The 13,729-nt window shown below is 59.3% G+C and carries 10 protein-coding genes and 1 pseudogene; 6 read left to right on the top strand and 5 right to left on the bottom strand.

The genetic code is table 11. The features are described 5' to 3' along the window. Positions 1-73 precede the first annotated feature (73 nt). On the bottom strand, positions 74-535 hold the full coding sequence (locus Q7F15_RS04525) for an aminotransferase-like domain-containing protein (RefSeq protein WP_304415171.1): 462 nt from the start codon (positions 533-535) through the stop codon (positions 74-76). Continuing rightward, positions 532-1,494, bottom strand: a complete 963-nt coding sequence (pdxR, locus tag Q7F15_RS04520) for a MocR-like pyridoxine biosynthesis transcription factor PdxR (protein WP_304415170.1) — start codon at positions 1,492-1,494, stop codon at positions 532-534. Before pdxR ends, Q7F15_RS04525 begins: the two co-directional genes overlap by 4 nt. Before the next feature lie 197 nt (positions 1,495-1,691). On the opposite strand from pdxR, the gene Q7F15_RS04515 reads away from it, so the two are divergent. Then, positions 1,692-2,279: a GNAT family N-acetyltransferase gene (locus Q7F15_RS04515; RefSeq protein ID WP_304415169.1), complete on the top strand. Its 588-nt coding sequence runs from the start codon at positions 1,692-1,694 to the stop codon at positions 2,277-2,279. Between the two features lie 147 nt (positions 2,280-2,426). Here the strand turns inward: Q7F15_RS04515 and Q7F15_RS04510 are convergent, their stop codons facing one another. Both Q7F15_RS04510 and Q7F15_RS04505 read right to left on the bottom strand, forming a co-directional pair. After that, the gene (locus Q7F15_RS04510) at positions 2,427-4,394 is read right to left on the bottom strand and encodes a dynamin family protein (RefSeq protein ID WP_304415168.1); all 1,968 of its coding nucleotides are present in this window, start codon (positions 4,392-4,394) and stop codon (positions 2,427-2,429) included. A gap of 8 nt (positions 4,395-4,402) precedes the next feature. Beyond that, a complete protein-coding gene (locus Q7F15_RS04505) occupies positions 4,403-6,052 on the bottom strand; it encodes a dynamin family protein (RefSeq protein ID WP_304415167.1) in 1,650 nt (549 codons plus the stop codon). 249 nt (positions 6,053-6,301) lie between these two features. Between Q7F15_RS04505 and Q7F15_RS04500 the strand changes: the two genes are divergently transcribed. The 5 genes from Q7F15_RS04500 to Q7F15_RS04480 are packed head-to-tail and all read left to right on the top strand — an operon-like array spanning position 6,302 to position 11,485. Further along, positions 6,302-7,840: a spore germination protein gene (locus Q7F15_RS04500; RefSeq protein WP_438286238.1), complete on the top strand. Its 1,539-nt coding sequence runs from the start codon at positions 6,302-6,304 to the stop codon at positions 7,838-7,840. Next, positions 7,837-8,943 (top strand): GerAB/ArcD/ProY family transporter, encoded by a 1,107-nt coding sequence (locus Q7F15_RS04495; RefSeq protein WP_304415165.1) that lies wholly within the window; start codon positions 7,837-7,839, stop codon positions 8,941-8,943. Before Q7F15_RS04500 ends, Q7F15_RS04495 begins: the two co-directional genes overlap by 4 nt. Next, complete coding sequence (locus tag Q7F15_RS04490) at positions 8,936-10,180, top strand: Ger(x)C family spore germination protein (RefSeq protein WP_311837544.1); 1,245 nt, start codon at positions 8,936-8,938, stop codon at positions 10,178-10,180. The genes Q7F15_RS04495 and Q7F15_RS04490 overlap by 8 nt, the downstream gene beginning before the upstream one ends. Before the next feature lie 12 nt (positions 10,181-10,192). Continuing rightward, positions 10,193-10,342, top strand: coding sequence for a hypothetical protein (locus tag Q7F15_RS04485; protein ID WP_171565968.1), 150 nt, complete (start codon positions 10,193-10,195; stop codon positions 10,340-10,342). Positions 10,343-10,378: 36 nt separating this feature from the next. Then, positions 10,379-11,485, top strand: a complete 1,107-nt coding sequence (locus Q7F15_RS04480; protein ID WP_230077316.1) for a GerAB/ArcD/ProY family transporter — start codon at positions 10,379-10,381, stop codon at positions 11,483-11,485. A gap of 114 nt (positions 11,486-11,599) precedes the next feature. On the opposite strand, the pseudogene Q7F15_RS04475 reads toward Q7F15_RS04480, so the two are convergent. Further along, positions 11,600-13,691: pseudogene (locus Q7F15_RS04475) on the bottom strand (heavy metal translocating P-type ATPase). Positions 13,692-13,729: the final 38 nt, after the last annotated feature.

Raw genomic sequence — 13,729 nt, 5'->3', positions numbered from 1 at the left:
CACGAATATCTGCCCGAACCTTTCCTTTTCAAACCGGTAACCCCTCTGCACGACAAAACCGGACACGACACGTTCAACATCGCCCAAACCACGCGGCGGCCAGCAGGCGGATGCCTTCTGAAATGTCTTCTTCCCTCATGCCGCCGAAGCCGACGATAATGCGCGGCCGCTCCTGTCTGCCGCACGGCTCCTGCCAGTTGCGTCCGACCGGGTAGACACCCACTCCCGCCTCAGCGGCTATACGAATCAGCTCTTCTTCGCTGCGGTCCGTATGTACTTCCAGCAGGATGTGCAGGCCCACGGAATGGCCCAGCACGGTCACGTGCGGATGCAGGTGGTCGGCGATCGCCTGCAGCAAGATTGCATGCTTTTTCTGGTAGATTGTCCGCATCTTGCGAACGTGCTTTTCCCAGTACCCTTTTTGCATAAAAAGCTGCATCGCCCGCTGCTCAAGGCGCGGGACAGGCGACGGATACGCCTGGAAGCTCTCCAGATAGCGGCCCAGCAGGGCCGGCGGCAGCACCGTATAATTCATACGCAGCGCGGGGAAAAAGCCTTGGAGAAATTGCCGATGTAGACCACTGTTCCCGCTTGATCCATGCCTTGCAGGGAGGGCGTCGGTTTGACGTTGTAGCGGAACTCGCCGTCGTAGTCATTTTCGATGATGATCCCTCCGCATGCCTTGGCCCACTGCAGCAGGCGGAGACGTTTGGCCACCGGCATGACCATGCCGTGCGGGTACTGGTGGGCGGGCGTTACGTAGACGACGGTGGCACCGCTTCGCTCCAGCACGTCCACGGACAGACCGTCCTCCTCCAGCGGCACCGGCACGACGCGAAAACCGTGATGTTCAAACACGACGCGAGCATCGGCGTAACCCGGTTCCTCCATCGCCACGACCTGATGATCGTCCCGCAGCATCAGGCAGAGAAAAATTATCGCCTGCTGCAGCCCCGTGCCAATGACAATTTGCTCCGGCTCGCACACCAGCGTCCGCGCCCGCCTGAGGTAACGAGCCAGCTCCACCCTTAGCTCCCACTCTCCCTGGTCGTCCCCGTAATAGGCAAAGTCGGCGGAGTACCGGTCCATCGCCTCCATCAGGCAGGAGCGCCACAGCGCATACGGGAAATGACGGGTGTCCACCACCGAACCGTGAAAGTTGTACCGCAAGGAAAGATGCTCGCCTTTCCGCTTTTTTTGTCCGGTGGGCAGCACAGGTCGCTCGTCTGTGCTGCTGTCCGCCCAGGCTTCAATGTCAGCGGCAAAATATCCGCTGCGTTCCCGGCTGACGATGTAGCCTTCCGCCAGCAGCTGTTGATAGGCCGCTTCCACCGTGATCTTGCCCACGCCGATGGATCGGGCGAGCTGGCGGATGGACGGCAGCCGGGTTCCCGCCGGGATGCGTCCGGCGGCAATTTCCCTGCTGATCGCCTGATACAGTTGAACGTACAACGGTTCATCGCTGTCGGGGTGCAAGATGGGCGTCAGGTCCATTCATCGTCCCCTCTCTGTCCTTATCAATCCCTTGAAAACTGTCACTATTGACAGGTGCAGATGTCAAGTAGACTAAGTATAACAGAAAAGCTCGCACTGTGAAACGCGCGTACAAAGCCAGCCGCATGCGGGAGCTTTTCCTGTCATCTGTCAAGATCTTGATATGCAGACACATCACCATACCGGGGGGAATACGCATGAACATCTTGCTCAAAGGGGAAAAAGTGGTACTGCGGGACATCCGTCCGGAGGATCTGGACACGCTCTACTATTGGTATTACGAGGCAAATGACCGGGAGCATCTCAACTGGAACAGCCCCTACAAGCCGTTGGAGCCGATGACGCTGGAAGAGTACCGTCAGCTTCCCAAACACCGGGAGGCGCTGGCTCTCGCAGGCACAGACAAGCCCCGAACGGAACTGATCATCGAAATCGACGGCGAGCTGAAAGGAAGTGTGGGGCGCTACTGGGTGTCGGAGGTGACCAACTGGTTTGAGATCGGCATCGTCATCTACGATTCGCGCTACTGGTCCAACGGTTACGGCAGCGAAGCGTTTCAGATGTGGATCGACTATCTGTTTACTCACATGGACACCGTCCGGCTGGGAATCGGCACCTGGTCCGGCAACGAGCGGATGATCCGGCTGGCCGCCCGCTGCGGGATGATCGAAGAAGCGCGGGTTCGCAAGGCGCGCATCGTGCGCGGCGAATACTACGACGCGATCAAGATGGGCATTCTGCGCGAAGAGTGGGAGGCACGCCGACAGCTTGGACAAGGAGGATGAACTCCTCCTGGCGCTTCCTGCGCCCAGCAGTGCCGAAGCGTGTATCGCTGCATCAACTGCTTCCGCCCATGCACACCAAAAAAAGCGGCCCGGGGACAGGCCGCTTTTGGCGTCATGTTACATTGATCCTCGTCTCGCCGGTGCCGCTTAGTCCAGCTCGGCAGCCACACGATGCAGCTTGCCGGACAGTTCGTCCAAATCCAGCGTCATGTCCAGTGCGGCAAACACGCCGGTAAAGTACGACTCCACCTGCTCCGCCGCACGGTTCCGCTCGTCCGCTGTCACGGCCGCAAACAGGGTGGAAAACTGTTCACCCAACTGCTCACTGCCGGCCGCGACGTAGGCGGCGACGGGTTCCTGCAGCAGTTTTTCCAGTTGGTCGCGCAGTTTGGTCTTGCCGTCCTGTTCAAAAAAGTCCTTGGTGTTTTTGAACAGGGAAAGCGCCGGGTGCAGGGCTGCCGCATCCACCGGAAGCTCTTCAGCAAACGGCAGCGTCTCCGTCTGGCGCGGCTGGAACGGAGCCAGCGTCAGCCCGGCGGCGTGCCGCTGTACGTCGCGCTGCCACTGCTCCACCAGGGAGACTCCCAGTTTGTTTACAAACTTCTCCAGGCGCAGCGTCGTGGCCCTCAACTCCTGAGCCAGGTCGTAGCTGATCGACCGCAGCAGGTCACTCAGACAGCCTTGCAGCGCCTGCTTCATGTTCCGGCCGTCTTCTTTCAGCACAGCCGGGTTAAACGCGGCATTGAACAGTTCGTTGAACCGGAAGAAGAGGCGCTGTTTTACATAGTACAGCAGTTCCTCCTGCTCCTTGGCCAGATCCCGTTCGGCTGACGCAGTAGACAGTTCGGCCACCGCCGCGAGCGCCGCCCGCTTCGCCTCTTCGGCGGCCTGGCGGCGTGCGATCCGTTCGCTTTCGTCCGCCTGGGCCATCCGGATGAACTCGGCCAGCATGTCGTGTGCCCGGCGGATTTCTCCCATCGCCGCCGTAACAGCAATGCTCGTCAGTTCTTCCAGGGTAAAGCGGAGGAAATCCCGTTCAAACCCTGCCATGCCGGACAGCTCAAATGCCTGTTCCGCCGCTGGCAGCGGTTCGCCTTCCGCCGTGCCGGTGCGCTGGCGGTACACTTTTTCCGCCGAGGCCGACAGCTTGCCTGCCGCGTGCATCCGGGCCAGCAATGCCGTCTGGCTGGAGACAGGATAGATCCGCGGATGGCGGATGCCGCAGGCGAGCAGGTTTTTCTCCACGTGCGCGACCACTCCGTCCAGCTCTTCCTTGGAGGAGGCGAGGTCGGCAGCGTTGACGATGAAGAACATTTTGTCCATCTCAAAGGTGTCCTTCACGCGGCCCATCTGCAGCAGAAATTCCCGGTCCGCCTGGGAAAAGGCGTGGTTGTAGTAGGTGACGAACAACACCGCGTCGGCGTTTTTCATGTACTCGAAGGCGACCCCGGTATGGCGGGCGTTGATCGAGTCCGCTCCCGGCGTATCGACCAGCACGATCCCTTGCTCGGTCAGGGGACACGCGTAAAAGAGCTCGATGTACTCGGCAAAGCAGGCTTTCTCCTCTTTGGCCACAAAGCCTTTGAACGCCTGCATGTCGACGATCAGCTCGCCCCCCAGATGGGGAGTCATGTCGCTGAGCCCCTTGGTCACCGCTTTCAAAAAGGTGAAATGCGGTTTCGCAGTCGGCGGAATGTGCGCCACGTCGATCTTGTCCAGTTCGGCCAGAGCCTGCTCCAGCCCGTCAGCCGACAGGCCAAAGACGGCAAGTGAGCGCAGCACGTCCTGCTCCACCGCTTCCCGGCTCTTCAGGACCACTCGCACCGTCCCGTGCGGATGGCTCTCGGTCGGCGGCATGATTTTGTTGATCGCCGCCGTCGTCGGATTGGGGGACACCGGCAGTACCAAATCCCCCATCAGCGCGTTGGCAAACGACGACTTGCCGGCGCTGAACGCTCCGAACAACGCGACCGTAAAGCGGTTGGCAGTCAGACGGTCGGCACGCTCCCGCATTGCCTCGGCCTGCGCCTGCATTCCCGGCACCGTCGCAATTTCATCGCTTGCCCGCCGCAAGCGCTCCGCTGCAGCAATCAGTTTCTCTCTCAGTTGGTTCATTGTCTCCGTTACGCTCCTTCACGCAAAATCGCTCGCAGCCGCTCTTTGACCGCCCGCTCGTTTTCTGCCAGCGCATCCAGCCCGGCGTGAATCTCCGCCAGTTCACGCAGTGCGCCCAGCCGCCCATTCAGCGCTTCGGCCTCCGCTTCTGCCTCTTTACGCAGCCGCGCCGTCACCTGTTCGATGAACGCCAGTCCTGCACGGTGGTACTCCGCCTTGATCGCGTTGGAAATATCGGAACAGTAGTTCATCACGTATTCGCGCGTGCCTGCTCCCTCCTTCACAAGGGCGGCGAGAAATTCAGCCGTCACCTCGATCCGCGTGGCGTGCACGGCGGCGTGGTAGGCTTCGTCGCGGATGCCGTACGCCTCGGGCAGCTTGCTCACCAGATCCTTGAAATGGAAGTCGAGATTGCCGGCCACCTTTTCGCGGATATCAGCCAAGAGGGCGTCCAGCCGCTTGGCCCGTTCCTCCTCCGTTTTTCTGGCGGCAAAGAACAGGCCCACCTTGAATCCCGGCTTGCGGCTTTCCAGATAGCGCTCCGCCGCTTCGTTGGTGCTGTAATACGTCAGTCGCGCGTTGTCAAGCAGGGCGGACAGCTCTTTTTCCATCTGCTTGCGCGCCTCCTCGGCCCGGTTGGCCAGCGCGGACTGCTGCGCTTCCGCCTCCCGGAGCGCCGCTTCCGCCTGGGCGGCATCGCTCTTGTCCACGCCGTCCACCGCCAGTGCCTCCAGTCTGCTCTCCAGCGCTTCGCGGGCCGCTGCGTTGCGCTGGGCGATCCCTTTCACGTGCTCGTCGATCAGGTGCTCCGCCGAGTGGACGACGCTCTCCCCAATCAGCCTCTCCCGCTCACCGATCAGCGCCAGCAGCTTCTCCCGAAACGCCTCGTACTGGTTTTCCGGGTGATCCGGCTCCGCCAGCGACGTGTAGAAAATGCCGTCCGGCTTGATGTTCCACGTGGCGAACGCCTCTTCCACGCTCTCCTTGTAACTGTCAAAATCAAGCTCAAAGTCGATGTGCTTGTCAATCATGTTGACGACCAGGTAGACCGGTTTTCCGCGGTCTTTCAGCGCTTTGGTAAAATTGAAGTTCTCCTCCGCCTGCACGTGGTTGTAGTCCATCATGTAGACGACCACGTCCGCCAGGTGAAGCGCCGATTCGGTCGCGATCTTGTGGGCGGCGTCGGTGGAATCGATCCCCGGCGTATCCAGAAGACTGGAACGCTCGTCCAGGAACGTCCCCGGATAGGAGACTTCCACCCATTCCACGGTGTCCCCATCCACGGCAAACTGCTTCAGCTTTTCCATTTCGGTGTCAGGGTCAAAGGTCAGTACGCCGCTGTTGCGCGTATAGACGCGAGCAGCCTTTTCCCCGCCGCGGATTTTGACCACGTTGGCGCTGGTGGGAATCGGATTGGACGGCAGCAGATTGACGCCCAACAGCGTATTGATCATCGTCGATTTGCCGGCGGAAAAGTGGCCGCAAAATGCGATGTTCAGCTCTGCCTGCCGCGTCTTCTCGGCAAGCTGCGCCATTTTCCCCGGCGTCGTGCCGTCTTTCGCCTCTTCCATCATCGATCCGATCTGTTCCAGTGTATCAGCAAGGCGGGCAAAATCCGTTGCCCGCTCCATTACCTGTGTGTCAGGCACCCCTATCATCCTCTCGTCTTTCTTCCTCTCCACTCTCCTATTCTACCATGCCGAATGTACCACACCTCCCCTCGTTCTTCAATTCTTTTGCGCGAATGCGGTATTGGAACTTACATGCAGGGGCAAACCGGCACCGCAGAGGCGGCAGCGTTCGCATAATTCCGCTCACTTCCGGAAAAAATCGCACTAACAGGCTTGTGTTTCCACGACAGGAGGGACCTCCAGGTGTATCGCAAAAATAAGAGGCCGACAAAAACAATGGCTTCGCAGTTGAAGCGACGCCCGCAGCAGACGCCCGACCTGTCCACCCCGCTCTACCCCCGTCTTGAGGAAAACCTGACGGCCATCAAGCAGACGTTGGGTAACCCGCAAGATCTGATCGTCCGGACATTTTCGATCGACAATACCTCGCTAACGTGCGCCGTGGTTTGCTTCGACGGACTGGTGGACTCTGATCTCATCAATGACAAAGTCGTCAAGCACATCCAGCTGACACTGCCGGCATCGGGCAAGAAGCTCCCTCCGCCGGGCGAAGAAATGCTGACGTTCCTGTTGAGAGAAGTGCTGTCTACCATCGAGGTCAAACTGGAATCAACATTTGAAGCCATGTATGACCGGGTACTCGCAGGAGATACCGCCCTGTTTGTCGACGGCACAGCCCAAACCATCGTGATCGACAGCCGAGGCTGGCAGACCCGCACTATCGACGAGCCGGTGTCGGAAGGGCTGGTGCGGGGCCCACGGGAAGGGTTTACCGAGAACATCCGGGACAATACGATGCTCGTCCGGCGGCGGGTCAGGGACGTCCAGCTCCGCTTTGATACCATGAACGTGGGACGGCGCAGCAAGACCGATTTGATTATCGCCTACATGCAGGACATCGCCAATCCCGCGCTCGTGCAAGAGGTGAAACGGCGGCTGGCCACCATCGACGTTGATGAGGTGGAAGAATCTGGATTTATCGAACAGTGGATCGAAGACGACTTTCTTTCGCCGTTCCCGCAATGCCAGGTGACCGAGCGGCCGGACAAGGTGGCTTCCGCGCTGTTTCAAGGCAGGGTGGCCATCTTGCTGGACGGTACCCCGATGGGCCTGATCGTGCCGGTTACCTTCAGCATGCTGCTTCATTCGCCGGAAGACTTTTACGAGCGCTGGATTGTCGGAACGCTGGCCCGACTGCTTCGCTACGTCGCCGCGTTTCTGGCGGTCTTTTCTCCAGCGTTGTACGTCGCGCTCGTCACCTATCATCCCGGACTGATCCCATCCGACCTGGCCTTCTCTATCGCAGCGACGAGAGAAGGCGTTCCGTTTCCGGCGTTTGTCGAAGCGCTGCTGATGGTGGCGACGATGGAGCTGCTTCAGGAGGCCGGTCTGCGCCTGCCGAAACCAATCGGTCAGACGGTGGGGATCGTCGGCGGTTTGGTGATCGGCGAATCGGCCGTATCAGCCGGACTCGTCAGCCCGGTCATGGTCATCGTCGTCGCCCTGACAGCGATCGCCTCGTTTGCCATCCCCGCTTACAACCTGGCGCTGACGTTTCGCATGATCCGCTTTGTTGTGATGTTTGCCGCCGCTATCTTCGGCCTGTACGGAGTCGTGCTCATGTTTGTCGCCATCTTTATTCACCTGGCCAATCTGACGAGCCTGGGTGTGCCGTACCTGACGCCGTTTGCGCCGCAACTGCTGAACGACTGGAAGGATCTGCTGCTGCGTGCTCCCGTGACGTTTATGCGAAAACGGCCGGAGACCGGGCAGCCAAAAGACCACATTCGCATGAAGACAGAGGATGCGCCATGAACAACGTTCCCTATGCGGATCAAAAAATCCGCACCAGAGAGATGGTGATCATCATCGCCAATGCCGTGATCGGTGTAGGCATCCTCACTTTTCCCCGTTCGATTGCGAAGGAGACCGATGCGTTTGACGGATGGATTTCTGTCCTCATCGGCGGCGCTGCCGTCTGTCTCATCGGCTGGCTGTTGGGCAAGCTGGCCAGCCGCTTTCCCACCCGTACCTATTTCGATTACGTGGCGCTGATCGTCGGCCGGCCGTTCGCGTATCTGCTCACTCTGCTCTTTGGTGTGTACAGCATATTGATGGTCTCCTTTGAAGTCCGGGCTGTCGGCAATATCGCCAAGCAGTACCTGTTCACGAACACGCCGGTGGAGATGATCACGCTGGCCTTTTTGCTGATCGTCCAGTATGCCGTGGCAGGATCGCGCATGGCGCTGCTGCGTCTCAACCTCATCTTTCTGCCGATCGTGCTGCTGGTCATTCTCATGGTCCAGATGTACACGCTGCGCTTTTTGGAATGGGAAAACGTCCGGCCGTTCTTCTCTTCCGACTGGATGACCCTGCTCAAAGGTGCGAAAGGAGTGACCCTGTCCATGTCCGGCCCGGAAATCGTGCTTTTTTACACGCTCCTGATGAAACGTCCGCAGGATGCCCCCAAATCAGTCATCCTGGGACTGGCGATTCCTGTCCTGCTGTACATGACCATTTACATGGTGATCATCGGTGTCTTTTCAGCGGCGGTGGCCAGAAATCTGACCTTTCCCACCATCGAGCTGGCAAAAGGTGTCGAGGTGCCCGGCGGGTTTATCGAACGGGTCGAATCCCTCTTTTTCACCATCTGGATCATGACCATCTTTAACACCAGCACCATCTGGTTTGATCTGACCATAACCACGCTGCGGTCCGTATTTACCCGGTTTTCGAAATTTACGTGGATTCTCATGATCTCGCCAATTGTCTACCTGATTGCGATGTCGCCGCAAAACCAGAACGAGTTTTTTGCCTTTGGCGACCGGCTCAGCTACTTCGGTGTGGTGATCGCCTATGTCATCCCGCTCCTGCTGCTGGCGATCGCCAAACTGCGGGGGGTGAAGGAGAGTGATTGACCGCCGATTCGTGCGCACTGCCTTGATCGGTCTGTGCGCTTTCCTGACATCCGGGTGCTGGGATCAGGTGCCCATCGAAGAGCGCGGTTTTGTCATCGGCGTGGCGATTGACTTCCCCCGCTCCTCAGCCGCAGAGGAAACAGCAGAAAAGGAAGCGCCAGACAGGCCGGAGGGACGATGGCGGTTTTTGGTTACCCACCAGTTCGTGGTTCCCGGCGGACTGGTTTCCGGTTCGCAGCAAAGAGGCGTCCAGGGCAGTGCCAACGAGGCGTTTTTGAACCTCGCATCAGAAGGGGATTCCCTGCTGGAGATTTCCAGTGAGCTGGCGACGCGGAGCAGCCGGTTTCCGTTTTACCAGCACCTGAAAGTGCTGATCATCTCCGAAGAGGTGGCCAAGGCCAATCACGCCTTTGCCGACGCGCTCGACTTTTTCCTGCGCGATCCGGAACTGCGCCGTAGCAGCAAGGTGATGATCGCCAAGGGGGACGCCAGGCCCGTCCTGGAAATCTCCCCTATTAACGAGAAACTGCCGGCCATGTACATCAACGCCGTGGCCGAAAACATCCAAAAAAACGCGCGGATATTGCCGGAAATATGGTTGGGTGAATGCCACGAAAATCTGATGAACGAGCACAGCTTTGTGCTTCCCCGCATTACCTCAAACGAAAAGGAAGTGAAAGTGGCCGGCGCGGCCGTGTTTAATGGAAAATCAAACCGCATGGTCGGTTTTTTGGGCGAAGAAGAAACGGAAGGCTTGAACTTCCTCACCGACCGCGTTAAGGGGGGCATGCTGAAGGCAGTGCTCGATCGCGAACTGGTGACATTTAACATTGAGTCGGCCAGCCGGAAAATCAAGGCGGATACCCGGCACAAGGAGCGGATGCGATTCGTCTACACCATCACGTGTGAAGGCGTGATCGACGAGACGTTCAAGCCAATGAATTACCTGAGCAAAGATGCGTTAAAAACGCTGCAGGATCACCTGGCCAAAGAGATCGAGCGAATGGCCCGCGACACGATCAGAAAGGTGCACAAGCAGATGAAAACAGATGTGCTCGGGTTGGGCACTTACTTGAAACAGGAGCATCCCCACCTCTGGAAGCAGCTCAAACACGACTGGGACTACGGCAGAAATTACTTCGCATCGAGCGAAATCGACGTCAAGGCAACCGTGTACATCCGCAATGTGGGCGAGATCAATACAACGGAAACCCGCAGCAGGAACGAAGTACGTTAAGGCGGTGTGGCCATGTTGAACAAGCTATTCGGCATTCTTCCCCCGTTTATGACATGTGCCGGGGCGGTGCTGTCTGTGCTGATTCCGTGGAGCCTCCACATCATGTTCCGCAAGCTGCGCGAGCACGGCGATCCGCCATGGAAATGCGACAAGCGGGAATGAGCGCAAAAACATTCGCATGAAGACAGGGGATTCGCCATGAACAACGTTTCCTATGTGGATCAAAAAATCAGTACCCGAGAGATGATCTTCATCATCGCCAATTACGTGATCGCCGTAGGCATCCTCACCTTTCCCCGTTCGATTGCGGAGGAAACCGATTCGTTTGACGGGTGGATTTCCATCCTCATCGCCGGCACTGTCGTCTGTACCATCAGTTGGCTGTTGGGCAAGCTGGCCAGCCGCTTTCCCACCCGTCCCTTTTTCGAGTTAGTGGCGGTGATCACAGGCCGGCCGTTCGCGTATCTGCTCACTCTGCTCTTTAGCGTGCACAGCATATGGATGGCCTCCTTTGAAATCCGGGCTGTCGGCATTATCACCAAGCAGTGCCTGTTTACGAACACGCCGGTGGAGATGATCACGCTGGCCTTTCTGCTGATCGTCCAGTATGTTGCGGCTGGATCGCGCCTGGCGCTGCTGCGTCTCAATCTCATCTTTCTGCCGATCGTGCTGCTGGTCATTCTCATGGTCCAGATGTACACGCTGCGCTTTTTGGAATGGGAAAACGTCCGGCCGTTCTTCTCTACTGACTGGATGTCCCTGCTCAGCGGTGTGAAAAGATTGGGCCTTTCCATGACCGGTGGGGAATTGGTGCTGTTTTACACGATTCTGATGAAACGTCCGCAGGATGCCCCCAAATCAGTCACGCTGGGAATGGCGATTCCCATCCTGCTGTACATGACCATCTACATGATAGTCATCGGCGTCTTTTCATCGGAGGTGGTCAGAAATCTGACCTTTCCCACCATCGAGCTGGCAAAAGGTGTGGAGGTGCCCGGCGGGTTTATCGAGCGGGTCGAATCCGTCTTTTTCACCATCTGGATCATGACCATCTTTAACACCTGCAGCATCTCGTTTGATCTGGCCATAACCACGCTGCAGTCCGTGTTTACCCGGATTTCAAGATTTACGTGGATTCTCATCCTCTCGCCGATTATCTACCTGATTGCGATGATGCCGCAAAACCAGACCGAGTTTTTTACCTTTGGCGACCGGCTCGGCTATTTCGGAGTGGTGATCGCCTATGTCATCCCGCTCGTGCTGCTGGCGATCGCCAAACTGCGGGGAGTGAAGGATGGCAGCTGACCGCTGATTTGTGCGCATTGAAGCGCCAGACGGGCCGGTGGGATGGTGGCTGGACTAAAAAAGGCAGCGGGCTGCTGCCTAGCCCGCCGCCTGCCCGGTGCGGACCGGGAGCGCTTAGGCGCGCTCGGCGGACCGCAGCAGCCGCATGCCGTTGGCGATCACGATCAGGGAGCTTCCCGTATCGGCCAGCACAGCCATCCACAGCGTGGACCAGCCAAACGCGATCATCAGCAGAAAGACCGCCTTCACCAGCAGCGAAAACGCGATGTTCTGCTTGATAATGCGCAGCGTCCGCCGGCTGAGATTGACGGCGTAGGGAAGTTTGGACAGATCGTCGGCCATCAGGGTGATGTCGGCCGTTTCCAGCGCCGTATCCGATCCGGCACCGCCCATGGCGATGCCCACGGTCGCCGCAGCAAGCGCCGGCGCGTCATTGACGCCATCCCCCACCATGGCCACGCTGGCGCCAGCAGAACTGCCACTCCCGGATGAGGGTCAGCTTGTCTTCCGGGAGCAGTTCGGCATGGCAGTCGATGCCTCCCAGTTCGCTGGAGACAGCGCGAGCCGCGCCCCGGTGATCTCCGGTCAGCATGACCATCCGCTCTATCCCCAGGGAGCGCAGTTCCCGAATCGCTGTCCTGCTGGACGGACGGACCGCGTCGGCCAGCGTGATCAGCGCCACCACCTGCTGTTCCGTGCCCAGCACCATCAAGGTGTGGCCGGACTCTCGAAGCTGCTCGATCCGCTGCTCGACCCGCTCCAGCGAGAGCCCCGCGTCGCCGGAGATCCACCGGGGGTTTCCGATCATGTACGTGATGCCGTTCACCCGGGCTTTCACCCCGCCGCCGGGGACGGAGACAAACTGATCGCTGTCAGGGATGGCCACGCCCTCCTGCTTCGCCTTGCGGACGATGGCTGCCGCCAAGGGGTGTTCCGATCGGGCTTCCACGGCAGCGGCGATGGCGAGAACCTCCACCTCCGTCAGAGCAGACACAGGGATGATCCCGGTTACTTCGGGAAGCCCCTGGGTGAGCGTCCCCGTCTTGTCAAAGGCCATCACTGAAACGGCACCGAGCCGTTCCAGATGGATGCCCCCTTTGATCAAAATCCCGCTGCGTGCGGCATTGCCGATGGCGGAGACGATAGAGACAGGGGTGGAAATGACCAGCGCGCAGGGGCACGAGACGACAAGCATCATCAGCGCTCGGTAAAACCAGTCCGCAAACGGCTGCTGGAACAGAAGCGGCGGAACGGCCGCAATCGCGACAGCCACGGCGATCACCGCCGGCGTGTAGTAGGCGGCAAAGGCGTCGACAAAGCGCTGCGACGGCGCCTTCTGCGCCTGTGCTTCTTCCACGAGATGAACGATCCGGGACAAGGTGTTGTCTTCGGCCCGTCTGGTCACCCTGACCGTCAGCGCTCCCTGCTGGTTGATCGTGCCGGCGAACACCTCGTCTCCGGCTCCCTTCTCCACCGGTACGGACTCGCCGGTAATGGGCGCCTGGTTGACGGTCGGCCGCCCGTCGGTCACGATGCCGTCCATCGCGATCTTTTCCCCCGGTTTGACCAGAATCGTGTCGCCGACGCGAATCTGTTCCACCGGAAGCGTCAACTCCCGACCGTCGCGCAGGACGAGAGCTTCAGCCGGCGCCAGTTCCATCAGGCTGCGCAGCGATCGTCTCGTCCGGTCCATGGTATAGGCCTCCAGCGTTTCCCCCAGCGAAAACAGGCAGACCACCGCCGCTCCTTCCGCCCACTCGCCGATCGCCACCGCCCCGATGACAGCGATCGTCATCAGAAAGTCGATGCCGACCGTTCGCGACTTGAGACCGTACAGGCCGCTTTTGGCGATGCGAACGCCGCCGGCCAGGATGGACAGCGCGTAGAGCAGCGTGATGAGCGGCTCCGGTGCTGCCGGCGCGAACCCCAGGCCCCAGGCGGCGAGAAACAAAAGGGAGGCAGTCACGGTCGACCAGGCTTTTTTGTTTTGCCGCCAAAAGCCCCGCTCTTCCTCCCGCCTGTTCGCTTCCTGCTCCCGGACGGCTTCGTAGCCCGCCTGGCGCACAGTGTCGATCACGCGGTCAACTGCCGTTCCGTCATGCTCGACGGTCATGATCGCCGCGCCGAAATTGACCTGGACGCGATGCACGGCGGGCAGGGCTCCCACCTTTTTCTCCAGCTTTTGCGCGCAATCGGCGCAGTCCATCCCGCGGATGCGGAAGCGAGCCGTGGCCGTCCCCCGCT

Source organism: Brevibacillus aydinogluensis, assembly GCF_961514395.1.
GTDB classification, from domain to species: domain Bacteria; phylum Bacillota; class Bacilli; order Brevibacillales; family Brevibacillaceae; genus Brevibacillus; species Brevibacillus aydinogluensis.
The sequence above is the reverse complement of the archived record's forward strand: the minus strand, read 5'-3'. Positions and strand labels throughout refer to the sequence as shown.

Coding starts and splice junctions, on each gene's coding strand:
- Q7F15_RS04525 (WP_304415171.1), bottom strand. CDS start 535: ATGAATTATACGGTGCTGCCGCCGGCCCTGCTGGGCCGCTATCTGGAG.
- pdxR (WP_304415170.1), bottom strand. CDS start 1,494: ATGGACCTGACGCCCATCTTGCACCCCGACAGCGATGAACCGTTGTAC.
- Q7F15_RS04515 (WP_304415169.1), top strand. CDS start 1,692: ATGAACATCTTGCTCAAAGGGGAAAAAGTGGTACTGCGGGACATCCGT.
- Q7F15_RS04510 (WP_304415168.1), bottom strand. CDS start 4,394: ATGAACCAACTGAGAGAGAAACTGATTGCTGCAGCGGAGCGCTTGCGG.
- Q7F15_RS04505 (WP_304415167.1), bottom strand. CDS start 6,052: ATGATAGGGGTGCCTGACACACAGGTAATGGAGCGGGCAACGGATTTT.
- Q7F15_RS04500 (WP_438286238.1), top strand. CDS start 6,302: ATGGCTTCGCAGTTGAAGCGACGCCCGCAGCAGACGCCCGACCTGTCC.
- Q7F15_RS04495 (WP_304415165.1), top strand. CDS start 7,837: ATGAACAACGTTCCCTATGCGGATCAAAAAATCCGCACCAGAGAGATG.
- Q7F15_RS04485 (WP_171565968.1), top strand. CDS start 10,193: ATGTTGAACAAGCTATTCGGCATTCTTCCCCCGTTTATGACATGTGCC.
- Q7F15_RS04480 (WP_230077316.1), top strand. CDS start 10,379: ATGAACAACGTTTCCTATGTGGATCAAAAAATCAGTACCCGAGAGATG.